Below are 20,916 nucleotides of genomic sequence, written 5' to 3' on the forward strand. Positions count from 1 at the left end.
CCCTTCCGAAACCCTGCAGATTCCCCGCCTAAACCCCGCCGCCTATCCTGGCCTCTCTGGCGCCGATAGGCGGTTCGTCATCAGCAAGCCATCGCCAGGGCTGTAGCCCGTCTCCTATCGGCGCCCCCATTTCACTGGAGGCCCCATGCATATCCTGCCCCGTTTTTTCTGGGTCGCACTGACTGCGCTGCTATTGCTGGTTTTCGTGGTGCATGAGCACCCGCACATGGCGCCTGTATTCGGCGAAAAAATCACCCTGGCGTTATTGGCCGGATTCGCCGGATACGTGCTGGACGTGATGCTGCACCCCTACGCGCGGCCGGACGGCTATTTGAAAGAGCCCTGGCAGCCGTTGAAAAACGTTTTTACCTTCAACAAGGCCAACCACGAGGTGGCTGCGGGGTATGAGTCCGTGTTCGCCGCGGCGATGCAGCGGCGGGCCATCATCGTCGGTGCGACCATCATTGGTATTGGGTTGGGCGCCTAGTGTTCGGCTACAGCGACTACGATCGGTGGGACATCGCCAGCTGGCTGTTGGCGCTGTTGTTGTTATGCCTGGCAAGTTGTGCGCCGGAGCCCGTTGCGGCAGCCGATACCATTCCCCGTGCTGCCATCCGCTATCGCGGCGATTTGGTACGCCAGGCCCATCTGGTGTGGGGCCTGGAGGCGCCAGTGGCGGATTTCGCGGGGCAGATTCACCAGGAGAGCGCGTGGCGGCCGGAGGCCGAGTCAAAGTTCGCCGGCGGCCTGGCGCAGTTTACGCCGGACACGGCACGGTGGATTTGTGGCGCGTACCCGGCGATCACCCTCTCCCCCGGCCCTTCAACCGAGGACGCCAAGCGCTGCGACGTGTTCAACCCCACCTGGGCCGTCCGCGCCCTGGTGACCTACGACAAACACCTGTGGGACCGGATCAGCGCCCGCGATGCGTGCGATCGCATGGCGATGGCGCTGTCGGCCTACAACGGCGGTCTCGGCTGGCTCAACCGCGACGTCCGGGCAGCATCGAGTAAGGGGCTCGATCCGCTGATCTGGTGGGACGGTGTCGCCCTGGCGAATGCCGGGCGCGCCGCCTGGGCCATCCGAGAAAACCGCGATTACCCGCAAAAAATCCTCCGCCGCTGGTCGCCGTTGTATGCGGCCGGCGGTTGGGGGCGTTCGGTTTGTTCCTGAAGAGGTATCCGTGAAGCAATACACGCTCCGCAATGCGCCGACGTTCATCCTGACCGGTGAGCTGTTGTCGTGCCGGCACGACGAAAAATTGCTGGTCAATGAATTGCGCCAGAGACAGGTCGTCTCCCTCTGCAACCGCTCCCACCGCGCCACCGTGTGCCGCCTGAAGGCGCAAGGCCGCTGGATCGGGCAGACCAACGAGTTCGGTAACAACGGCGAGGCAAGCTAATGTTCGCTGCCCTGGCCTCCCGATTCGTCATCCCCATGGCCCTGCTGCTGGCCGGCATCGTTGCCGGCGCGGCCTGGGGCTACCGCTACGCCGATGCGCAAGGCCAGGCCGCCCTGGCCAACCTGCAACGCCAGCAGGCCGATCAACACGCCCAGGCCGAAGCCCTGCTGCGCGCCGAGCTGGAGCAGGCGCACGAATACGGCGAGGGCCTGTCCGCCCAGCTCGCCGACGCGCAGTCCCGTCAAACCGTCAAAACCATCGAGGTGATCCGCCGTGTGCCGATTGTTACGTCTAACCGCGTCTGCTTGTCTCCTGATGCTGTCCGCCTGCTCAACGGCGTCATCGCTACCGCCGGTGACGCTGATGCCGTGCCCCAAGCCGCCGGCGGTGCTGCTGGCGAAGCCGCAGCCGCTGCCGCCTCTGATCGGGACGTTGCGGGATGGATCGCCGAGGCCGCGGGAGTCTGCAACGTCCAGGCAGCCCAGCTTGCCGCCGTGATCGATTGGCATGAGCACCAAGCCGAGGCCCTGCGGTGATTGTCGGCATTTTGAGCGCGACACGGTCAACCCGGCGGATGGCGTGGGCCGGTGCCGCACCGAGGCGCGGCCGTTTTTTCGTGGGCTGCCCTATCCGCGCGTGCGGCGGGAATGCGCCCAGTTTGAGGAGCTGAGGGATGGATTGGTTAGAACGGGCCGCGGAAGTTGAACAGCTGGACCGCGACATCGCCCTGGCGGCGCAACATGAACGTGCCGGACTGGACGGCAAAACGGCGGCGGATTCCGCCGAATTTTGCGAGCTGCCCGACTGCGGCGCGCCGATCCCGGATAAACGGCGCCAGGCGGTGCCTGGCTGCCGGTTTTGCGTGGAGTGCCAGGAACGGATCGAGAAATACCCGGCATGGGGGGAGAGGTACGCATGATGGTTCAACTGGAATTCTGGCAGTTGATAACGCTGTTGCTGGCGTTTTTCGCGTTTGTCGGCGCCGGCGGAAAGGTGTTGTTTGGCCAGTTCGAACGGCGAATGTCGGAACGGTTCTCCGCTATGCAGCAGGCGCTGAAGGATCACACCGAGTCCGAGGCCAAGGCGTTATCACAGTTGCAGTCCCTGGAACGGGACCTCCTGAACCTGAAGGCGGACATACCGTTGCACTATGTGCGGCGCGAGGATTACGTACGTAACCAGACGGTAATCGAGGCCAAGATCGATGCCGTCGGACTGAAGATCGAAAACTGGCAGCTACGAGGGAGCCACCATGGTTGATGCGGCAAAAATCCGGCGCGAGTCCATGCGCTGGTACATCCTGCTGACGCTGCAAAACGCGCAGCCGATTGGCGCCTTCGAGGAGCTGATCCTAACCACGCTGCAGGGTATCTATACGGATGCCACACAGCACGAAGTGCGGGTGCAGCTGGATTACCTCCATTCCCGCGACCTGGTCGATATCGAAAGAAAACCGGATGGCCGCTGGTTCGCCAAGCTCGATCGCTACGGCGTCGACGTGGTGGAGTACACCGTGGACTGCGAGCCCGGTATCGCCAGGCCGCCCAAGCATTGCTGATCCATGGCGCCGCGCTCCAAAGTGAAACAGCTGCCGGCGGCCGTTTTGGCCTGGCTGGAATCTGCACTAGTGGAAGGCAATTTCGCCGGCTACGAGGCGCTGGAAGCCGAGTTGAAAAAGCGCGGCTTCCAGATCAGCCGGTCCGCTATCCACCGCCACGGCCAGGCCATGGAGAGGCGCCTGGCGGCGGTGCGCGCCAGCACCGATGCGGCGCGGTTGATTGCCGAGGCGGCGCCGGACGATGCTGACCAGCGCAGTGCTGCGGTCATCAGTCTGGTGCAGACCGATATCTTCAACGTGTTGCTGATGTTGCAAGAGGCGGAAACGGCTAACCCCGAGGAGCGACTGTTGCTGATGGGCAAGGCGGCCAAAGGTATAGCCGATCTGTCGCGGGCCAGTTTGAGCCAGAAGAAGCATGAGCAGGACATCCGCCGGCAGGTGGCGGCCGAAGCCGCCGAGAAGGTAGAGAAGATCGCCAAGCGCGGCGGCATGAGCCGCGAGACGGTGGAAGCCATCAAGGCGGAAATCCTCGGGGTGGCGCGTGCTTGATACGTCCATTCCGAATACGGCGGCCAGCGGCATCGATGGGGATCTGCCATCGGTGTTTTTGCCGTATCAGCAGGCTTGGATCGCCGACGACGCCCAGCTAAAGGTTGGGCCGAAGAGCCGCCGTATCGGCCTCACCTGGGCAGAAGCAGCCGACGACGTACTGATTGCCGGCGCCAACAAGAGCGCCGGCGGGCAAAACGTTTATTACATCGGCTACAACCAGGACATGGGGCTGGAGTTCATCGAGGCCTGCGGCATGTGGGCCAAGGCGTTCAACTATCTGGCCTCCGAGGTGGAGGAAGGTCTATGGGAGGAAGACGGCGAGGATCGCAACATCAAGACCTTCACCATCCGCTTCCCGGAGTCAGGGCACCGCATCGTGGCGCTGTCCAGCCGGCCGGCCAACCTGCGCGGCAAGCAGGGCACCATCGTCATCGACGAGGCGGCCTTCCACGACAAGCTGGGCGAGCTGCTGAAGGCTGCGTTGGCGCTGTTGATCTGGGGCGGCCGCGTGCGGGTGATCAGCACCCACGACGGCGAAGAAAACCCGTTCAACGCCCTGGTGAACGAGATCAAGAACGGTACGCGCAAGGGCTCGGTGCACGAGGGGATGACCTTCAGGAACGCGGTGTCCCAAGGCCTCTATCGGCGCGTGTGCCTGCGGCTGGGCAAGGAGTGGAGCCAGGCCGAGGAAGAGGCCTGGATCGCCGACGTGTACGCCTTCTACGGCGAGGATGCGGCGGAAGAATTGGACGTGGTGCCCAAGGCCGGTTCCGGTTCCTACCTGCCGGCCATCCTCATCGAAAAAGCGATGTACGACGCGCCCATCATCCGCCTGGAATGCGACGAACCGTTCCAGGTACTGGCGGAGCCGGTGCGCCGGGCGCATGTGGCCGACTGGATCAAGGAACAGCTGGACCCGCTGCTGAAGGGTCTCAACGGCAAGCTGATGCACTGCTACGGCCAGGACTTCGCCCGTTCCGGCCACTTGTCGGTGATCTCCCCCATGATGATTTCCGAGAACCTGACGCGCTGGGTTCCGTTCCTGGTGGAAATGCGCAATGTACCGACGCGCCAGCAGCAGCAAATCCTCTGGCACATCATCCGGCGCTTACCCCGCTTCCAGGCCGGCGCCATGGACGCCACCGGCAACGGCGAGACCATAGCGGAGTACACCAAGGACGAGTTTGGCCAGGCCATTCAGTGCGTAAAGTTCAACGACGCCTTCTACGGCGCCAACATGACCCACTTCAAGGCCGCCTTCGAGGACGGCTTGATCAAGATTCCCCGCAATGCCGACGTGCGCCGCGACCTGCGTTGCATCAGCGTGATCAAGGGGGTGCCCAAGATCAACAAGGACGGGGAATACGAAGGTGCCGACGGCAAAAAGCGCCATGCGGACGCGGCGGTGGCGTTGTTCCTGGCCTATTGCGCGTCGTTGATGGAGGCGGCGCTGATCGAATTCGAATCCACCGGCCGCCGCGAGTCGCTCGATGACCATGGTCGGGAGTCGGTGGCCATCACCGAGGCCGGCTTCGGTACTGTCAGCGGCCTGAACGATTTCAATGGGTGGGGTTGATGGATTACGTGCAGTTGAAAAGTGGGGTGATCGTTTCGGAGGCGGAGTTTGCCGAGATCGCCGGCAGCCGGCGTCCGAGCGGCGAGGAAATCGCCGGCATTGGCGGCGGGCGCGATATCACCCGCGGCTATGTCGATGCGTTGCCGATCCTACCGCCGACCGATACGGTGCTGCAATCCCGCGGCGGCGGTGATTACAAGCTGTACGAAGACCTGCTGCGCGACGATCAAGTCAAGACCTGCCTCGCCCAGCGCAAGCTGGCGCTGGTGTCCAAGGAATGGAAGGTGGAGCCGGCCACGTCCGGCCGGCGCGACAAGAAGGCGGCCGACGCCTTGAAAGCGGTGCTGGATCGCCTGGCCTGGGACGAGATGAGCCAAAAGATGCTGGCGGGGATTTTTTACGGCCACTCGGTGGCGGAAATCCTGTGGGGCACGGACGGGGCGGAAACGACCATCGAGGCCATCAAGGTGCGCAAGCAAAGGCGTTTCGGGTTTTCGCCCCAGGGCGAGCTGAAGCTGATCACCAGCGCCAACGCCATGGGCGAGGTGATGCCGGACCGCAAGTTCTGGACCTTTGCCACCGGGGCCGATGACGACGACGAGCCCTATGGCCTGGGCCTGGCCCATTGGCTGTACTGGCCGGTGTTTTTCAAGCGCAACGGCATCAAGTTCTGGCTGACGTTTTTGGAAAAATTCGCTGCGCCTACAGTGGTCGGGAAGTATCCATCTACCGCAACCCCCGGGGAGAAGGATGCGCTGCTGCAAGCCGCCGCGGCCGTGCAGCGGGATGCTGCTATCCGCATCCCGGAGTCCATGCAGATCGAGCTGATCGAGGCGGCGCGCTCCGGCACGGTGGACTATGTGGCGCTATGCGACCGCATGGACAACGCGATCGCCAAGGTTATCCTGGGCCACACCGCCAGCACGCAATCCACACCAGGTAAATGGGGTGCTGAGCATTTGGCACAGGATGTCCGGGAAGACATCATCAAGGCCGATGCGGACCTGATTTGCGGCAGTTTCAATCTGCAGGTGGCTCGCTGGTTTACCGAATACAACGATCCGCAGGCTAATCCGCCGCGCGTTTGGCGCGACTGCGAGGCGCAGGAAGACCTGAAGGCGCGGGCGGATCGCGACAAGGTGATTTTCGACATGGGTTTCAAGCCCACGGCAAAGTACATCACCGATACATACAGCGGCGAATGGGAGGAGAAAACTGCGCCGCCGCCGAATGTCGGAGCCCAGCCAAACGGCGCGCCCGCCGAGGGCCAGCCGGCGCCGGCGTTCGCCGAACACCATTGCCCCCATTGCTACGGCGAAGGCGACCCGCCCGACGCCCTGGACGCCCTGCGCGACCTGGCGCAGGACGGTTGGCAGCCGGTCATGCAGCCGATTACCCATCCGCTGGTAGCGGCGCTGGATGCATCGATTGCGGCCGGCAAGACGTTGGCGCAATTCCAGGCCGAGCTGCCGGCGCTGCTGGGAAACATGGACATTTCGAAGCTGACGGAAAGTTTGGCGCAAGCCGGTTTCATGGCCCGCGCGGCTGGCGATGCGGGCATGGATATCAACACCTAGCCCGTGGCCGTTCAACTCCAACCGTTGCCGCCCAAAGAGGCCGTCGATTACCTGAAAGCCAAGGGATTGGCGGTTTCGTTCGATTGGCGGGATGTTTACGCGGAAGAACATGCAGCGGCGTTTACCGTGGCTAAGATGGCGCGCATCGACCTGCTGCAAACCGTGCAGGAGCATGTGACGCGCGCCATCCAGGAGGGTCGATCGCTAAAGGCGTTCGCCGCCGACCTGCGGCCGATTCTGGAGAAGGAAGGCTGGTGGGGGCGCAAGACCATGGCGGATCCGGCCACGGGCGCAGTCCGCGAGGCGCAATTGGGCAGCCCGCGGCGGCTGGAGATCATCTACGACACCAATTTGCGCAGTGCGTATTCGGCGGGGCGGTGGGAGCGGTTCCAGCGCAGCAAAGCGGTGCTGCCGTTGTTGACCTACCGCACTATGCGCGACAGCCATGTGCGCTGGCAACACAAGGCGTGGGATGGTGTGACGCTGCCCCAGGATGACGCCTGGTGGAATACGCATTATCCACCCAATGGCTGGCGTTGCCGTTGCATCGCCTACGCCATCGACCAGGCCGGTGCCCAAGAATTGGCGGATGCCGGCCGCCCGATCCGCTACGATGCGCCGCCGACTACGTATAAGGATTGGACCAATCCGCGCACGGGCGAGGTGCGGAAGCTGCCGGAAGGGATCGATCCGGGGTTCGATTACAACCCTGGGAAGGCCAGGCAGGCGAAGCTGGAGCAGCTGCTGAAGGACAAGGAGACGGCGTTTGCACAGCTGCAGCAACCGGAGCGGCTGCCGAGTTTGGCAAAGCTGGAGCGCTTCATCCAACAGGCCGAGGTAGAAACCGGCTATATCGTCGATGCCAAGGGCGCGGTTATCCGCGAGCTGAAGGGCGATGCCGATAGCATCGACATCGACGCGGAAACCGGCGCCGCGATGACGGGGCGCGTCGTTACACACAACCATACCGAAGTGGGGGCGTTTTCTCCGGGCGATATCGCCGTGGCGTGCCGCTGGCAAGCGCTGGAAATGCGGGCGGTCGATGCGCTCTACTTATATAGTATGCGTCCGCCGGCGTCCGGCTGGGATCGTGCGTTCTGGGAGGATACCGTCAAGCCGGTTTATGAATCGGTGCAGGCTGAAGTGGTGGGCAAGCTGATGTCGCGCTTGCAGCGGGGCGAGATCGGCGAAGCGGCGTTTTGGGAAGAACTGTATCATCGGATATGGACGGACGTGGCCACGCAAACCGGGATGAGCTATGAGCGATTACCAGCGCCTTGACGGCGAGGCGTTCTACAAAAGCAGGAAGGCGCCCTGTTGGCTGTGCCGCCACAAGCACAAGACCCTGGCGCCGACGTGCACAGCGTTCCCCGGTGGCATCCCCGACGCTATTTGGCTCGGTCAAAACGACCATCGCCAACCGTATGCAGGCGACCACGGCCTCCAGTTCGAACATCAAGAGTGAATTAATTTATGTGGACACGGTTTTGGGATTCGCACAGCGGTGGCGGCCAAAAATTGGGGGCGCAGGTTATTTGGATCGAGGCTTGCGAGGACGATGCGATTGATCTGTTTTTGCAGTTTTTCGGGCGCAATCCCGTGCTGTCGGAATGCAATGAATTAGATTGCTGCGGTGCTGATTACTGGATCGAGGAGTTCGAACATGCCGATATTGAGCCTGGCCATTGGGTTGTGACGGTGGACGACATTGATCGGCATAAGGAACGTCTCAAAGATGCTCCCATGTCCAACGAAACCGCTGACGAAATCGCTAAACGGGAGGCCTGCGACGCCCTGTGCAATGCGCTAGCTGCTGAGCTGTTTGAGAAGGATCATGGATCATGATCGGCGTCACCTTCGACATTGACGATCGCCAAGTCCTGGCCGCCCTCGATCGCCTGGTCAAGCGCGGGCATGACCCTAAGCCGGCGCTGGATGATATCGGCAACCTACTGGAAAGCCGCGTCCATCAGCGGTTCGACACCAAAACCGATCCGGGCGGGGTGCCCTGGGAACACTGGAAGCCGGCGACGGTCAAGCGGCATACCGACAAGGAAGGGGGGAGCATCGGCACACTGCTGATCATGTCCGGCGCCATGGAGCAAAGCCTAAGCCATGAGGTCCGCAGCCGTAGCGTGGCGGTTGGATTCGGCGTCGAATATGCCGCGTACCATGAAGTCGGTACCAAGCACATGGAGCGGCGCGGCCTACTGACCGCCGATCCCGAAGCGGGAACACTGGGGGATGGAGACCAGCGCGGTGTGATGGAAATCCTCCGGCGCTTCTACTCCAGCGCCATCGAATAGCGCGTTGCACCGTGCGCAACGTTTTTGTATTTTCCCTCCCGTTTGTTCCCGATTGATCCCAGGTTATCCCTGATTTATCTCACCTTACCGTCTAGATTTATCTCACTCCCCTTCATTTCAAGGGCATGGGGGAGGGGCTGCGCGAGTTCAGCGACCAGATCGAGCAGTTCCAGCGCGGTTTGGAAAAACTGCCGAATTCCGAGGACGCGAAAAAATTGGAAGAGGAATGGAAGCGCTTCATGGAGCAGCTGGACAAGGCCGGCAAGGGCGCCGAAAAAGAGCTGGAGCCGCGTTTACGCGAGCTGGACAAGCGCTTTCGCCAGCTGGAGCCGGAAGAGCCGGCCCGGCCGCCAGCGCCCGGACCCCGGCGGCGCGACGGTTACGCCATCTGAGTTCGGGGGTGTCGCGGGCTCAGTGCAGGGTTTCCTCTTTCGGCCCGTGCAGGGTGCGTACGGTGTCGTTGAACACCTGAACCCAGCGCTCCGAAAACAATTGCCCCGAGCAATTGTTGATTTCCAGCACGGCGCGGATGAAGGGGCGTTTGGTTAAGGTGCGGTGAGCGCGTTCCTGGGTTCTGGCGTCGAACGATTCGACGATGCCGAGTATTTTGGCGCCATCGCAAATCTCCTCGTCCCCGAGCCCTTGCGGATAACCGCTGCCGTCGCTGCGCTCGTGGTGTTGGAAGACCATGTCCGAGGCGGGGCGCCAGCGCGGCATGCGGCCCAGCAGCTCCACCCCCACCAACGGATGGGAATGCAGCAGCCAGCGCTCTTCTTCCGTATAGGGGTCGCGCTTGTGGAGAATTTCCACGGGCAAAAACGCCATGCCGATATCGTGCATGAATACCGCCACGGCCAACTGCGCCGGGTCGACCGGACACCCGGCCTGATCGTTCATGGCTAAAGCCAGCGCCAGCAGGCGCTCGGTGCGCCCGACCCAATAGATGGAGCGGATTTCCAAGGGCACGATCAGGCCGCGGAAAAACGCCAGGTCGTCGTCCAGCGCCACGCCGTATTTCGCCAAGATGCCCTCGACTCCCCCCGCCAGGGTCGCTTGCGCGGTTTCCGCGGGCGCGGTCGGCGTGTCGCAAAGTCCGGTATCCGGGTCCAGGAGACGGATGGCCCGCTGGGTGCTGCTGTCGCGGGCGGGGCCGGCGCGGTGATCGACGATGCCGCGTATGGTTTTGCAGATTTCGTCGAAGCGCGCGGTCGACATGGGCGGCGGCGTATTTTCCACCCGCGCGTTCACCAGCCGCTGGGTGGCGTCCAGCGCCAGCAGGATGACGTCGCTCAGCGCGTCGTCGAAGCTCATGCGGCCGTTGCGGATTTCATCCAGAACGTCTTCCACGCTTTGCAGCAGCGGCATGAAGTCGTACATCTGCACGTAGGACAAATTGCCCTTCACCGTATGCACGAAACGGAACAGGGAACGCATCAGTTCCGGATTGTCCGGTTGGCGTTCCAACTCCATCAGCGTTTCTTCGCATTGTTGGTGGACTTCGTGGAATTCCACCATGAAGTCGTCGATGATCTCTTGCGGGACGTTGGAGTTTGGGCCGTCCGTTTGCATTTCACCGCTGGACCACATGTTTTTTCGCCTGTTATCGAGGATGGGGGTAGCGAAGCGCTGGCGGAAGCCCCAGCGTTTTCGCGCTCAAACGGCCCGTTTCCGCATTGGCGGCCGGCCGTTGGCAGCGGCGATTATAAAATGCTTGGACGATCTAAACGCCGTGTTCTTGCCAAGGTTGCTGGTTTCCGTTATGCCGCCGGAGCCGGAGATGCGCTGGAAAAGGCGGAATGGAGTATAGCAACGACTCGCGGCATCGCCGGCCCGCCCGCTACCGTTCCGCATTATCGGGTAAAATCCTCGGGAATTAACCGAGCAACCGCCATGAGCCAGATTAGCCAAACCGACATCGAAACCGTACTGCAAGCCCATATCGACCCTTACACCGGCCAGGACTTGATGGCGTCCAAGGCGGTGAAAGGCATCGCCGTCGACGACGGCAAAGTGTCCATCCACCTGGTGCTGGGGTATCCCGCCGCTGGTTATCGCGAGCGGTTGGCCACCGAGCTGCGCGATAAGATTGCCGCCGCCACCGGCGCGACGGCGGTGGAGCTGAAGGTGGAGACAAAAATCGTTTCCCACGCCGTGCAGAAAAACCTCAAGCCTTTGCAAGGGGTGAAAAACATCATTGCGGTCGCTTCCGGCAAGGGCGGGGTGGGCAAGAGCACCACCGCGGTCAACTTGGCCCTGGCCCTGGCCGCCGAAGGGGCGCGAGTGGGCATGCTGGATGCCGACATCTACGGTCCCAGCCAGCCGCAGATGCTGGGCTTGTCCGGCACGCTGGAAAGTCCCGACGGCAAGAACATGCTGCCCAAGGAGGCTTTCGGCATCAAGGCCAACTCCATCGGCCTGCTGATCGACGAAGATACCCCCATGATCTGGCGCGGGCCGATGGTGACCGGCGCCTTGCAGCAGCTGCTCAACAATACCCTGTGGGGCGAGCTGGATTACCTGGTCATCGACTTGCCGCCCGGCACCGGCGACATCCAGCTGACCCTGTGCCAGCAGATTCCCGTCAGCGGCGCCCTCATCGTCACAACGCCCCAGGACATCGCTTTGCTGGACGCGCAGAAAGGCCTGAAAATGTTCGAGAAGGTGGAAGTGGCGGTGCTGGGCGTGGTGGAGAACATGAGCGTACACATCTGCTCCCACTGCGGCCACGCCGAACACATTTTCGGCGCCGGCGGCGGCGAGAAAATGGCCCATAAATACGGCGTGGAATTGTTGGGCGCGTTGCCTTTGGACGTAAAAATCCGCGAAAACGCCGACGGCGGCCACCCCACCGTGGTGGCCGAGCCGGACGGCGCGGCGGCGCAGATGTACCGGGAAATCGCCCGCAAAACCGCCGGCCGTCTCGCCATGCGCGCCAAGGATTTCAGCGCGCGCTTCCCCACGATTATCGTAGAGAACAATTGATTATGGGCATCAAATCGGATCGCTGGATTCGCCGCATGGCGCAGGAACACGGCATGATCGCGCCGTTCGAGCCGCAGCAGGTGCGCAACGCCGAGCAGGGCAGGGTGATTTCCTTCGGCACCTCCAGCTACGGCTACGACGTGCGCTGTTCGGACGAATTCAAAATATTCACCAACATCAATTCCGCCATCGTCGACCCGAAGAACTTCGACGAAAGCAGCTTCGTCGACGTGAAGTCCGACGTGTGCATCATCCCGCCCAACTCCTTCGCCCTGGCGCGCACGGTGGAATATTTCCGCATTCCCCGCGACGTGCTCACCATCTGCCTGGGCAAGTCCACCTATGCGAGATGCGGCATCATCGTCAACGTCACGCCGCTGGAGCCGGAATGGGAAGGCCACGTGACCCTGGAGTTTTCCAACACCACCAACTTGCCGGCCAAGATCTACGCCAACGAGGGCGTGGCCCAGGTGCTGTTTATCGGCGCCGACGAGGTGTGCGAAACCTCCTACCGCGACCGCGGCGGCAAATACCAGGGGCAGACCGGCGTCACCCTGCCGAAGGCGTAGCCCGCGCTTTCGCCCAAGCCCCGCCCATGCTGAAAAAACTCTGCGGCCAGCTGTACCTGCAAGTGCTGCTGGCGGTGGCGCTGGGCGTGTCGCTGGGCTGTCTATGGCCGGAGGCGGCCGTCAAGCTTAAGCCCTTGGGCGACGCCTTCGTCAAGCTGGTGAAGATGCTCATCGGCCCCATCATCTTCGCCACGGTGGCGGTGGGCATCGCCCGCGTCGGCGAAGTGCGCGGCGTGGGGCGGGTCGGCGCCAAGGCATTGTTATATTTCGAATTGGTTTCCACCCTGGCGTTGGGCATCGGCTTGCTGGTGGTCAACGTCGTCAGGCCCGGCGCCGGACTCAATGCCGATCCGGCCAGCCTGGACGCGGCGTCCGTCGCCGGCTACGCCAGCGGCGCCAAGTCGCTGGATGCGGTGGAATTCCTGCTTAACATCATTCCGTCCAGCGTGGTGGACGCTTTCGCCAAGGGCGAAATCCTCCAGGTGCTGCTGTTCGCCGTGCTGTTCGGCTTGGCCCTGGCCGGCATGCAGGAGCGCGGCGCGGCGGTGGTGCAGTGGCTGGAGCAGGCCAACGACGCCTTGTTCGGCGTGGTGGGCATGATCATGCGGCTGGCGCCCGCCGGCGCATTCGGCGCCATGGCCTTCACCATCGGCAAATACGGCCTGGCGGCGGTGTTGTCCCTGGGCAAGCTGATGGCGTCGGTTTACCTCACCTGCATCCTGTTCGTGGCGCTGGTGCTGGGTACCATTGCCCGCTTGCACGGCTTCAGCCTGTGGCGACTGCTCGCGCACATTCAGGAGGAAATCCTCATCGTGCTGGGCACTTCCTCCTCGGAATCGGCTCTGCCGCGCTTGATGGCCAAGCTGGAGAGCTTCGGCTGCCGGCGCGAGGTGGTGGGGCTGGTGGTGCCCACCGGCTATTCCTTCAACCTGGACGGCACGTCCATTTACCTGACCATGGCGGCGCTGTTCATCGCCCAGGCCACCAACACGCCGCTGGACCTGGCCCAGCAGCTGGCCCTGCTGGCGGTGTTGATGCTCACTTCCAAAGGCGCGGCGGCGGTGACCGGCGGCGGCTTCATCGTGCTGGCGGCCACTTTGTCCTCCACCGGCACGGTGCCGGTGGCTGGCCTTGCCCTGTTGCTGGGCGTCGATCGCTTCATGTCGGAAGCTCGCGCCATCACCAATCTCATCGGCAACGCGGTGGCGACGGTGGTGGTGGCGAAATGGGAAGGCGCGTTCCATAATCCGCCCGAACCTTAGAAGCCGGAGGTCGTCATGGAGTTGAGGCTGTTGCGCAAGACTGGCACCGACGCAAGCACCGTCGGCGAGTTATACGTGGATGGGCAATTTCAGTGCTACACGCTGGAGCCCGTGGTGCGGCCGCTGAAGATCCAAGGCCGGACCGCCATTCCCGCCGGCCGCTATCAGGTCATCGTCAATTTTTCCCAGCGCTTCCAGCGCGATCTGCCTTTGCTGCTGGATGTGCCCGATTTCGACGGCATTCGTATCCACACCGGCAATACCGCCAAGGACACGGAAGGCTGCATCCTGGTGGGGCAGAGCAAGGCCGAGAATTACATCGGTGCAAGCCGCGCCGCGTTTGCCGAGCTGTTTCCCAAGCTGCAAGCGGCCTTGGCGGCCGGCCAAGCCGTGCATATCGATATCGTTGCGGCTTAAGCGGCGGATTGTCCGCAATTCGGTCCCCTCTCCCGCTGGCGGGAGAGGGCTAGGGAGAGGGCGGCAGCAACCCCAGGGTCACTCGCCCATGGCCCAACAAATCCCGGTGCGAGGCCACATCCCGATAGCCGAGGCCGCACAGCAGCGCTTGCACCGCTTCGGCTTGATCGTAGCCGTGCTCCAACAGCAGCGCCCCGCCCGGCTTGAGGCGACCGCGCGCATCGGCGGCGATGCGGCGGATGGCGTCCAGGCCGTCCGGCCCTGAGGCCAAGGCGCCGGTTGGTTCGAAGCGCAAATCGCCCTCGGCCAGGTGCGGGTCGTGCTCGGCGATGTAAGGCGGGTTGCTGACGATCAGGTCGTATGGCAGCGGCGGCAAGCCGTCCAGCCAGTCGCTCAGGACGAATTCCACGTTGCGCGCGCCCTGCCGCTCGGCGTTAGCCTTCGCCACCGCCAGCGCCGCTCCACTGATGTCGCTGGCCCACACCCTGGCCTTGGGCCGTTCCAGGGCCACGGTGACGGCGATGGCGCCGCTGCCGGCGCCCAGGTCGGCCACCACGCAAGCTTGGTCCTGCGGGATGCGATCCAGCGCCAGTTCCACCAGCAGCTCCGTTTCCGGCCGCGGTATCAGCACGTCCGGAGTTATTAAAAACTCCCGCGACCAGAACTCGCGCGTGCCGGTGAGATAGGCGATGGGTTCGCCGGTCTGGCGGCGGGCGATAAGGTCGAGAAACAGGCTTTCCTGCTCCGGCTCCAGTTGTTTTTCCGGCCAGGCGAACAGGTAGGTGCGGCCCTTGCCCAGCACGTGCGCCAGCAGGATTTCCGCATCGGCGCGGGGTGAATCGGAGGTTGGCGCCAGCCTTTCGGAGGCTTCGAACAACAGCGTTTTGATGACGGGCTGAGCGCTCATCGGCCGCCAAGGGCGGAATGGCAAGACCGCTCCGTCATCAAGCTCATTCCCCCGCCAACTGCGTCAACAACTCCGCCTGGTGTTCCTGGATCAAGGGATCGATCACCGGGTCCAGGTTGCCTTCCATGATGTCGTCCAGCTTGTACAGGGTCAGGTTGATGCGGTGGTCGGTGAGGCGGCCTTGCGGGAAGTTGTAGGTGCGGATGCGTTCGGAGCGGTCGCCGCTGCCCACTTGCAGTTTGCGGTTGGCGGCCACTTCCGCGTCCTGCTTTTCCTGCTGGGCGGAGAGGATGCGGGCTTGCAGCAGGCTCATGGCGCGGGCGCGGTTCTTGTGTTGGGAGCGCTCGTCCTGGCATTCCACCACGGTGCCGGTGGGGATGTGGGTGATGCGGATGGCGGACTCGGTGCGGTTGACGTGCTGGCCGCCGGCGCCGGAGGCGCGGTAGGTGTCGACTTTCAGGTCGGCCGGGTTGATGTCCACTTCCACGTCTTCCACTTCCGGCAGCACGGCCACGGTGCAGGCGGAGGTGTGGATGCGGCCCTGGGTTTCGGTGGCGGGCACGCGCTGCACGCGGTGGGCGCCGGATTCGAATTTGAGGCGCGAGTAGACGTCGTCGCCGGCGACGCGCACGACGACTTCCTTGTAGCCGCCCAGCTCGCTTTCGCTTTCGTTCATCAGCTCGGTCTTCCAGCCGCGCCGCTCGGCATAGCGCATGTACATGCGGTACAGGTCGGCGGCGAACAGGGCGGCTTCGGCGCCGCCGGTGCCGGCGCGGATTTCCAAATAAGTGTTCTTGTCGTCGTTGGGATCCTTGGGCAGCAGCAGGATCTGCAGGTCCTTTTCCAGCTGCTCCTGGCGGTCCTTGAACTCTTCCAGCTCGTCGCGAGCCATGGCGCGCACGTCGGGATCGCCGTCCTGCAGCAGCGATTGGGCGTATTCCTGATCGTCCAGCACGCTCTGGTATTGGCGGAAGCACTGCACGACCGGTTCCAGCTGGGCGTATTCCTTGCCCAGGGCACGGAAGCGGTTTTGGTCGTTTTGCACGCTGGGTTCGGCCATCAGCGCGGTGATTTCCTCGAAGCGTTGCACGAGGCTTTCCAGTTTGGACAGGATGGACGGGTTCACGGGGTCAGGGATTGCCTTGCAGTTTGAACAGTTCGCGGGCGGCGGCGATGAGGTCGTGCCGCTCCGTTTCGCCGGCCAGGCGCAGTTGCGCGCTGGGGGTGTGGATGATCTTGTTGGTGAGCGTATGCGCCAGCCATTGCAGGGCCTGTTCCGGCGCCGTGCCGTTTTTCAGGCTTTGCAGGGCGCGCTCCAGCGCTTCGTCGCGCGCGGATTCGGCTTGCAGACGGAAGTCGCGGATGGTGTCGGTGGCGCCTTGGGCGCGCAACCAGGCGAGGAAGTGCTCCACCTCGCTGTCGATGATTTCTTCCGCCTGGTGCGCCGCTTCGCGGCGGGACTTGAGGCCCTCCTCGATGACGTTGCGCAGATCGTCGATGGTGTACAGGTAGACGTCGGCCAGTTGCTCCACTTCCTGCTCGATGTCGCGCGGCACGGCTAGGTCTACCAGCAGCATGGGCTTATGGCGGCGGGCTTTGATGGCGGATTCCACGCTGCCTTTGCCGAGGATGGGCAGTTGGCTGGCGGTGGACGACACCAGGATGTCGGCGCGGGCCAGGTGGCGGGGCAGTTCCGATAGGGAAATAGCGAAGCCGTTGAACTGGGCGGCCAGGGCGTGGGCCTTGTCGTAGGTGCGGTTGGCGATGATCAGTTCGCCGATGCCTTGTTCGTGCAGGTGGCGAGCGGTGAGTTCGATGGTTTCGCCTGCGCCGACGAGCAGCGCGGTTTGCTGGCCCAGGTCGTCGAAAATTCTTTGCGCCAGCCGCACGGCGGCGAAGGCGACGGACACCGGGCTGGAGCCGATGGCGGTGTCGGTGCGGACTTTCTTGGCGGCGGCGAAGGTGTATTGAAACAACTTGCCCAGGTGCTTGCCCAGGGTGCCGGCTTCGCTGGCGGATTGATAGGCTTGCTTGATTTGGCCGAGAATCTGCGGCTCGCCCAGGACCAGCGAGTCCAGGCCGCAGGCGACGCGGAACATGTGGCGGATGGTGCCGCTGTCGGTGTGGGTGTACAGATGGGGAACGAATTCGTCCCGAGGCAGTCCATGATGCGTCGCCAGCCAGTCGATGAGGTGTTGCGGGGTAGCCGTGTCCGCGCCGCAATACAGTTCGGTGCGGTTGCAGGTGGAGAGGATGGCCGCTTCCTCTACCTTCACGTTGCGCACTAAGTCGAGCAGTGCGTCCTTGAGCCCGTCCGTGGGGAACGCCAGGCGTTCGCGGATGGCAACGGGAGCTGTCGTATGGTTGATGCCGAGTGTGAGTATTGCCATTTATCGGGAAATGCCAAGTAGGCAGGATATAATTCTAAGGAAAAGCGAAGGCTACTCCAAATCCGTCGACAGGGTGCCGCCTGGGCGGAAGCGGTATCGAACTCTGACGGTGTCGGCGTTTTATGTTGCCAATTTCGGTATAGTGTTGTCATTCATTCCTTACCTTATAACGGATTTTCCTAGGTGTTGACTCGCATCGTTGTGTACTTGCTGGCGCTGGTTGGCTTGGCGGTTTTGTCCGTCGGGTGCGCTACCGCGCTCAAGGGCGGCTTGCAGCCGGATGAACGGATCGGTAGTCCCATGTCGAGCGAGGAGGCGCGACGGGCCGATACGATGTACCAGTTGTTGGCGGGGGAAGTGGCGGGCCAGAAAGGGCAGTTTGGCGAGGCGCTGGAGTCTTATATGAAGGCCGCGCGGGACTCGTCCGACGCGCGTTTGGCCGAGCGGGCCACCCAGATTGCCTTGTACGCCAAGCAGACCGACAAGGCGCTGGATGCGGCCAATTTGTGGCTGGAGCGAGACCCGGAGAATTTGGCCGCACGCAAAATCGTCGCCATGTTGTTGCTGAAGAGCGGACGCCAGGACGAGGCTTTGAATCAGCTGGGCGTGATCCTGCAGCGGGCTGATGCGGACGCGGAAAACACCCTGGTGGAATTGGTGCGGTTGATCGGCCAGGAGCTATCCAAGGCGGACGCCATGCGTTTGATGGAGCAATTGGCGGAGCGATTCCCGCAGCGCGCCGAGGTTCATTACGCCTATTCGCTGTTGGCCATGGAGCAGGGCGAAGTGGCGTTGGCGCGGAGAGAGGTGGATAAGGCGCTGCGTTTACATCCGGATTGGGGGCGCGGACGCATATTGCAGGCTCAGTTGGCGGCGCGGGCCGGCGACGGAGCGAGCGCCAAGGCGATTCTGGAGCAGGCGCTGAAGGTTGAGCCGGGCAGCACCCACTTGCGCTTGGTGTTGGCCGAACAGTTGATGCGGGAAGAAAACCCCAAGGCCGCAGAACAGCAGTTCCGGCGCATCCTGCGCCAGGAGCCCGACCACGAGGACGCGGCCTTTGGATTGTCCATGGCGCTTTTGCAGCAGCACCGCGACGACGCCGCCCGCAAGACCTTGATGCGCTTGGCCGAAGGGTCGCGTTGGTCGGCCCAGGCGGCGTATTACCTGGGCCTGCTTGAAAGTCGGCGCAAGCAATACGAGGCTGCCTTGGATTGGTTCGAGCAGGTGAGCGGAGGGGCGCTGGCGCTGGAGGCGCAGACCAATGCGGTGTCGTCTTTGGTTGCGCTGAACCGTGGCGGCGAGGCGGTGGAAAAATTGCGCCATTTGCGCAAGCAGTTTCCTCAGGAGGCGCTGCGCTTCTATCTCATGGAAGCGGAATTGCTGACCCGCGACAACGATTACGCCGCCGCGTTTGACGTGTTGACCGAGGCATTGCAGGCGATGCCGCAGCGGCCGGAGTTGTTGTATACCCGCTCCTTGGTGGCGGAGCGCTTGGATCGCCTGGAGGTGTTGGAGCAGGACTTGAATGAGATTCTCAAGCAGAATCCTGACGATGCGAATGCCCTAAACGCCTTGGGGTATACCTTGGCCGACAAGACTAACCGGTATAGCGAGGCGCAGCGCCTGTTGGCCCGTGCCGTGGAGTTGAAGCCGGAGGATCCGGCTATCCTGGATAGCTACGGCTGGTTGCAGTACCGGCTGGGCAATTATGACGTCGCCGTAGACTATTTGCGCCGCGCTTATGCTCGCAATCCGGATGTGGAAATCGCTGCCCATTTGGGGGAAGTGTTGTGGATAGCTGGGGAGCGGGCGGAGGCTAAATCGGTGTGGCGCAAAGCCGCCAAGCGGGCGCCGGACAACGAGTACATACGGCGGGTGATGGAGCAGTTCAAGGAAGCCTTTGAGTGATGCGTTCGGCCGCCGTTTTTCGAATCCGGCGGTGGGCGCTGTCGCGCTCATTCATTCTGGCGGCGCTGCTGGTTGGGCTGTCCGGTTGTTCGTGGCTATGGCAGCCTGACGCCGTTATGCCTGGCGGCGCCGAGCGGGAGCGGCTTCGTGCGGTGTCGGGGTGGGTCATGGAGGGGCGTATCGCGGTGCGTACGCCGGAAGACGCCTGGAGCGCCAATTTGGAGTGGCGGCACGGGGCGTCCGAGGATCGCATGGATTTGAATGGCCCCTTCGCGCAGCGCGCGGCCACTATCCGCTACAGTAAAAATTTCATTTCTTTCGAGTCCGCTGACGGCGATAGGGCCGAGTCGGGCGACCCTGAAGCTTTGTTGCGCGAACGTTTGGGGTTCGCCGTGCCGTTGGAGGCGCTGCGCCACTGGGTATTGGCCCTGCCCGCGCCGGATCAGGCGTTTACTCCTCGACGTTCTTCCGGGGGCGCGGACGTCTCCGCCGATTTCGATCAGGCCGGCTGGTCCTTGCGTTACGACGGCTTTATGCAGGAGGGGCAATGGACGGCGCCGCGAAAAATGGTCATCCAGGGGCGTGGCGTGGTGTTGAAACTGATTGTTGATCGTTGGAGGTTTGACGGGTGAGCGTCGTGGGCGGAAACGGGGCGGCATGGCCTGCGCCGGGCAAATTGAATTTGATGTTGCGCATCGTTGGACAAAGACCTGACGGCTACCACTTGCTGCAGACGGTTTTTCAGTTCATCGATTTGTGTGATTGGTTGTCGTTCGACGTAAACGACCATGGCGCGGTAGCGTTGGCTAATCCGCTGCCGGGCGTGCCGGCCGAAGAGGATTTGACCGTGCGGGCGGCGCGTCTGTTGCAGGCGGAAACCGGTTGCGGCAAGGGGGTGACGATTTCCGTCGACAAGCGTTTGCCTATGGGGGGTGGTTTGGGGGGCGGAAGCTCCGACGCCGCCACGACATTGGTTGCGCTGAACCATCTTTGGGGGCTTGGCTTGGATGCGGGGCGCTTGCAGGCCTTGGGATTGGGGTTGGGGGCGGACGTTCCGGTTTTTGTTAATGGGGTGGCCGCGTGGGCGGAAGGTGTCGGCGAGGTTTTGACCCCTATGAACCTGCCCGAGCCGTGGTTTGTGGTGATGGCGCCGGATTGCCATGTGGCCACCGGTAAAGTATTTTCTGCGCCGAATTTGACACGTAATCGTGTTCCCATCAAAATAGAGGACTTTCCAGCGCTTTGGCAAGGTAACGACTGCCTGGAAATCGTTTCCCAGATGTATCCGCCGGTTAAGGCTGCGCTGGATGAGCTGGGGGCGTTTTCGGAGGGCGCCAAGCTGACCGGGACCGGGGCATGCGTATTTGCGGCCTTCGGGAGCGAGTCAGTCGCCGAGGAGGCGGCTCGCGCGTTGCGCGGCCGGTGGCGCTTGTGGGTTACAAAAGGGCTTAATCGCTCGCCTTTGTTGGCTCGGCTGAGCGAGAGACAGGGGCTGGAAGTTTAGGTATTG

At 62.8% G+C, this 20,916-nt stretch carries 26 protein-coding genes; 22 read left to right on the plus strand and 4 right to left on the minus strand.

Features of this window, described 5'->3' with window-relative positions; all coding sequences use genetic code 11:
* Positions 1–145 precede the first annotated feature (145 nt).
* The 15 genes from K5607_RS01740 to K5607_RS01810 all read left to right on the plus strand — a co-directional run bounded on the left by K5607_RS01740 (position 146) and on the right by K5607_RS01810 (position 9,363).
* On the plus strand, positions 146–487 hold the full coding sequence (locus K5607_RS01740; protein ID WP_054772777.1) for a putative holin: 342 nt from the start codon (positions 146–148) through the stop codon (positions 485–487).
* Positions 487–1,173 (plus strand): transglycosylase SLT domain-containing protein, encoded by a 687-nt coding sequence (locus tag K5607_RS01745; protein ID WP_221048026.1) that lies wholly within the window; start codon positions 487–489, stop codon positions 1,171–1,173. Before K5607_RS01740 ends, K5607_RS01745 begins: the two co-directional genes overlap by 1 nt.
* A 10-nt stretch (positions 1,174–1,183) precedes the next feature.
* Positions 1,184–1,402: a hypothetical protein gene (locus K5607_RS01750; protein ID WP_054772778.1), complete on the plus strand. Its 219-nt coding sequence runs from the start codon at positions 1,184–1,186 to the stop codon at positions 1,400–1,402.
* Complete coding sequence (locus tag K5607_RS01755; RefSeq protein ID WP_054772779.1) at positions 1,402–1,938, plus strand: hypothetical protein; 537 nt, start codon at positions 1,402–1,404, stop codon at positions 1,936–1,938. The genes K5607_RS01750 and K5607_RS01755 overlap by 1 nt, the downstream gene beginning before the upstream one ends.
* Positions 1,939–2,075: 137 nt before the next feature.
* Positions 2,076–2,321, plus strand: coding sequence for a TraR/DksA C4-type zinc finger protein (locus K5607_RS01760; RefSeq protein WP_054772780.1), 246 nt, complete (start codon positions 2,076–2,078; stop codon positions 2,319–2,321).
* Positions 2,318–2,662 (plus strand): hypothetical protein, encoded by a 345-nt coding sequence (locus tag K5607_RS01765; protein ID WP_221048027.1) that lies wholly within the window; start codon positions 2,318–2,320, stop codon positions 2,660–2,662. The genes K5607_RS01760 and K5607_RS01765 overlap by 4 nt, the downstream gene beginning before the upstream one ends.
* The gene (locus K5607_RS01770; protein ID WP_221048028.1) at positions 2,655–2,960 is read left to right on the plus strand and encodes a hypothetical protein; all 306 of its coding nucleotides are present in this window, start codon (positions 2,655–2,657) and stop codon (positions 2,958–2,960) included. The genes K5607_RS01765 and K5607_RS01770 overlap by 8 nt, the downstream gene beginning before the upstream one ends.
* Before the next feature lie 3 nt (positions 2,961–2,963).
* The gene (locus K5607_RS01775) at positions 2,964–3,509 is read left to right on the plus strand and encodes a DUF3486 family protein (RefSeq protein ID WP_221048029.1); all 546 of its coding nucleotides are present in this window, start codon (positions 2,964–2,966) and stop codon (positions 3,507–3,509) included.
* Positions 3,502–5,088 (plus strand): hypothetical protein, encoded by a 1,587-nt coding sequence (locus tag K5607_RS01780; RefSeq protein WP_221048030.1) that lies wholly within the window; start codon positions 3,502–3,504, stop codon positions 5,086–5,088. Before K5607_RS01775 ends, K5607_RS01780 begins: the two co-directional genes overlap by 8 nt.
* Positions 5,088–6,665 (plus strand): DUF935 domain-containing protein, encoded by a 1,578-nt coding sequence (locus K5607_RS01785; protein WP_221048031.1) that lies wholly within the window; start codon positions 5,088–5,090, stop codon positions 6,663–6,665. Before K5607_RS01780 ends, K5607_RS01785 begins: the two co-directional genes overlap by 1 nt.
* Positions 6,666–6,731: 66 nt before the next feature.
* Positions 6,732–7,946 (plus strand): phage head morphogenesis protein, encoded by a 1,215-nt coding sequence (locus K5607_RS01790; RefSeq protein ID WP_221048032.1) that lies wholly within the window; start codon positions 6,732–6,734, stop codon positions 7,944–7,946.
* Complete coding sequence (locus K5607_RS01795) at positions 7,924–8,130, plus strand: hypothetical protein (protein WP_054773655.1); 207 nt, start codon at positions 7,924–7,926, stop codon at positions 8,128–8,130. The genes K5607_RS01790 and K5607_RS01795 overlap by 23 nt, the downstream gene beginning before the upstream one ends.
* An 8-nt stretch (positions 8,131–8,138) precedes the next feature.
* Positions 8,139–8,510 (plus strand): hypothetical protein, encoded by a 372-nt coding sequence (locus tag K5607_RS01800; RefSeq protein ID WP_221048033.1) that lies wholly within the window; start codon positions 8,139–8,141, stop codon positions 8,508–8,510.
* A complete protein-coding gene (locus K5607_RS01805; RefSeq protein WP_054773653.1) occupies positions 8,507–8,971 on the plus strand; it encodes a phage virion morphogenesis protein in 465 nt (154 codons plus the stop codon). Before K5607_RS01800 ends, K5607_RS01805 begins: the two co-directional genes overlap by 4 nt.
* A gap of 125 nt (positions 8,972–9,096) precedes the next feature.
* Positions 9,097–9,363 carry a hypothetical protein gene (locus K5607_RS01810; RefSeq protein WP_221048034.1) on the plus strand — a complete coding sequence of 89 codons (267 nt, stop codon included), beginning with the start codon at positions 9,097–9,099 and terminating at the stop codon, positions 9,361–9,363.
* A gap of 19 nt (positions 9,364–9,382) precedes the next feature.
* Here the strand turns inward: K5607_RS01810 and K5607_RS01815 are convergent, their stop codons facing one another.
* Positions 9,383–10,558, minus strand: a complete 1,176-nt coding sequence (locus K5607_RS01815) for an HD domain-containing phosphohydrolase (RefSeq protein ID WP_221048035.1) — start codon at positions 10,556–10,558, stop codon at positions 9,383–9,385.
* A 303-nt stretch (positions 10,559–10,861) separates the two neighbouring features.
* Between K5607_RS01815 and apbC the strand changes: the two genes are divergently transcribed.
* The 4 genes from apbC to K5607_RS01835 are packed head-to-tail and all read left to right on the plus strand — an operon-like array spanning position 10,862 to position 14,201.
* The gene (gene apbC, locus K5607_RS01820; RefSeq protein WP_221048036.1) at positions 10,862–11,953 is read left to right on the plus strand and encodes an iron-sulfur cluster carrier protein ApbC; all 1,092 of its coding nucleotides are present in this window, start codon (positions 10,862–10,864) and stop codon (positions 11,951–11,953) included.
* Between the two features lie 2 nt (positions 11,954–11,955).
* Positions 11,956–12,522 (plus strand): dCTP deaminase, encoded by a 567-nt coding sequence (dcd, locus tag K5607_RS01825; protein ID WP_054773650.1) that lies wholly within the window; start codon positions 11,956–11,958, stop codon positions 12,520–12,522.
* 26 nt (positions 12,523–12,548) lie between these two features.
* A complete protein-coding gene (locus tag K5607_RS01830; protein ID WP_054773649.1) occupies positions 12,549–13,784 on the plus strand; it encodes a dicarboxylate/amino acid:cation symporter in 1,236 nt (411 codons plus the stop codon).
* Between the two features lie 15 nt (positions 13,785–13,799).
* Entirely contained in the window at positions 13,800–14,201 is a 402-nt protein-coding gene (locus tag K5607_RS01835) for a DUF5675 family protein (protein ID WP_054773648.1), read from the plus strand.
* A 49-nt stretch (positions 14,202–14,250) separates the two neighbouring features.
* Here K5607_RS01835 and prmC read toward each other — a convergent pair whose 3' ends face one another.
* From prmC to hemA, 3 genes are read right to left on the minus strand one after another with little or no spacing between them, the layout of a single operon-like run.
* The gene (prmC, locus tag K5607_RS01840; RefSeq protein WP_221048037.1) at positions 14,251–15,108 is read right to left on the minus strand and encodes a peptide chain release factor N(5)-glutamine methyltransferase; all 858 of its coding nucleotides are present in this window, start codon (positions 15,106–15,108) and stop codon (positions 14,251–14,253) included.
* A gap of 43 nt (positions 15,109–15,151) precedes the next feature.
* Entirely contained in the window at positions 15,152–16,234 is a 1,083-nt protein-coding gene (gene prfA, locus K5607_RS01845) for a peptide chain release factor 1 (RefSeq protein ID WP_221048038.1), read from the minus strand.
* 4 nt (positions 16,235–16,238) lie between these two features.
* A complete protein-coding gene (gene hemA / locus K5607_RS01850) occupies positions 16,239–17,498 on the minus strand; it encodes a glutamyl-tRNA reductase (RefSeq protein ID WP_054773528.1) in 1,260 nt (419 codons plus the stop codon).
* Positions 17,499–17,681: 183 nt separating this feature from the next.
* On the opposite strand from hemA, the gene K5607_RS01855 reads away from it, so the two are divergent.
* Genes K5607_RS01855 through ispE form a run of 3 tightly spaced genes read left to right on the plus strand, consistent with a single transcriptional unit; the run spans position 17,682 to position 20,910 of the window.
* Entirely contained in the window at positions 17,682–19,406 is a 1,725-nt protein-coding gene (locus tag K5607_RS01855) for a tetratricopeptide repeat protein (protein WP_221048039.1), read from the plus strand.
* Positions 19,406–20,038: a lipoprotein insertase outer membrane protein LolB gene (lolB, locus tag K5607_RS01860; protein WP_221048040.1), complete on the plus strand. Its 633-nt coding sequence runs from the start codon at positions 19,406–19,408 to the stop codon at positions 20,036–20,038. The genes K5607_RS01855 and lolB overlap by 1 nt, the downstream gene beginning before the upstream one ends.
* Positions 20,035–20,910: a 4-(cytidine 5'-diphospho)-2-C-methyl-D-erythritol kinase gene (gene ispE, locus K5607_RS01865; protein WP_054773531.1), complete on the plus strand. Its 876-nt coding sequence runs from the start codon at positions 20,035–20,037 to the stop codon at positions 20,908–20,910. Before lolB ends, ispE begins: the two co-directional genes overlap by 4 nt.
* Positions 20,911–20,916: the final 6 nt, after the last annotated feature.

This window comes from Methylogaea oryzae (assembly GCF_019669985.1).
Taxonomy (GTDB): Bacteria; Pseudomonadota; Gammaproteobacteria; order Methylococcales; family Methylococcaceae; genus Methylogaea; species Methylogaea oryzae.

Coding starts and splice junctions, on each gene's coding strand:
- K5607_RS01740 (WP_054772777.1), top strand. CDS start 146: ATGCATATCCTGCCCCGTTTTTTCTGGGTCGCACTGACTGCGCTGCTA.
- K5607_RS01755 (WP_054772779.1), top strand. CDS start 1,402: ATGTTCGCTGCCCTGGCCTCCCGATTCGTCATCCCCATGGCCCTGCTG.
- K5607_RS01760 (WP_054772780.1), top strand. CDS start 2,076: ATGGATTGGTTAGAACGGGCCGCGGAAGTTGAACAGCTGGACCGCGAC.
- K5607_RS01765 (WP_221048027.1), top strand. CDS start 2,318: ATGATGGTTCAACTGGAATTCTGGCAGTTGATAACGCTGTTGCTGGCG.
- K5607_RS01770 (WP_221048028.1), top strand. CDS start 2,655: ATGGTTGATGCGGCAAAAATCCGGCGCGAGTCCATGCGCTGGTACATC.
- K5607_RS01775 (WP_221048029.1), top strand. CDS start 2,964: ATGGCGCCGCGCTCCAAAGTGAAACAGCTGCCGGCGGCCGTTTTGGCC.
- K5607_RS01785 (WP_221048031.1), top strand. CDS start 5,088: ATGGATTACGTGCAGTTGAAAAGTGGGGTGATCGTTTCGGAGGCGGAG.
- K5607_RS01795 (WP_054773655.1), top strand. CDS start 7,924: ATGAGCGATTACCAGCGCCTTGACGGCGAGGCGTTCTACAAAAGCAGG.
- K5607_RS01800 (WP_221048033.1), top strand. CDS start 8,139: ATGTGGACACGGTTTTGGGATTCGCACAGCGGTGGCGGCCAAAAATTG.
- K5607_RS01805 (WP_054773653.1), top strand. CDS start 8,507: ATGATCGGCGTCACCTTCGACATTGACGATCGCCAAGTCCTGGCCGCC.
- K5607_RS01810 (WP_221048034.1), top strand. CDS start 9,097: ATGGGGGAGGGGCTGCGCGAGTTCAGCGACCAGATCGAGCAGTTCCAG.
- K5607_RS01815 (WP_221048035.1), bottom strand. CDS start 10,558: ATGTGGTCCAGCGGTGAAATGCAAACGGACGGCCCAAACTCCAACGTC.
- apbC (WP_221048036.1), top strand. CDS start 10,862: ATGAGCCAGATTAGCCAAACCGACATCGAAACCGTACTGCAAGCCCAT.
- dcd (WP_054773650.1), top strand. CDS start 11,956: ATGGGCATCAAATCGGATCGCTGGATTCGCCGCATGGCGCAGGAACAC.
- K5607_RS01830 (WP_054773649.1), top strand. CDS start 12,549: ATGCTGAAAAAACTCTGCGGCCAGCTGTACCTGCAAGTGCTGCTGGCG.
- K5607_RS01835 (WP_054773648.1), top strand. CDS start 13,800: ATGGAGTTGAGGCTGTTGCGCAAGACTGGCACCGACGCAAGCACCGTC.
- prmC (WP_221048037.1), bottom strand. CDS start 15,108: ATGAGCGCTCAGCCCGTCATCAAAACGCTGTTGTTCGAAGCCTCCGAA.
- hemA (WP_054773528.1), bottom strand. CDS start 17,498: ATGGCAATACTCACACTCGGCATCAACCATACGACAGCTCCCGTTGCC.
- lolB (WP_221048040.1), top strand. CDS start 19,406: ATGCGTTCGGCCGCCGTTTTTCGAATCCGGCGGTGGGCGCTGTCGCGC.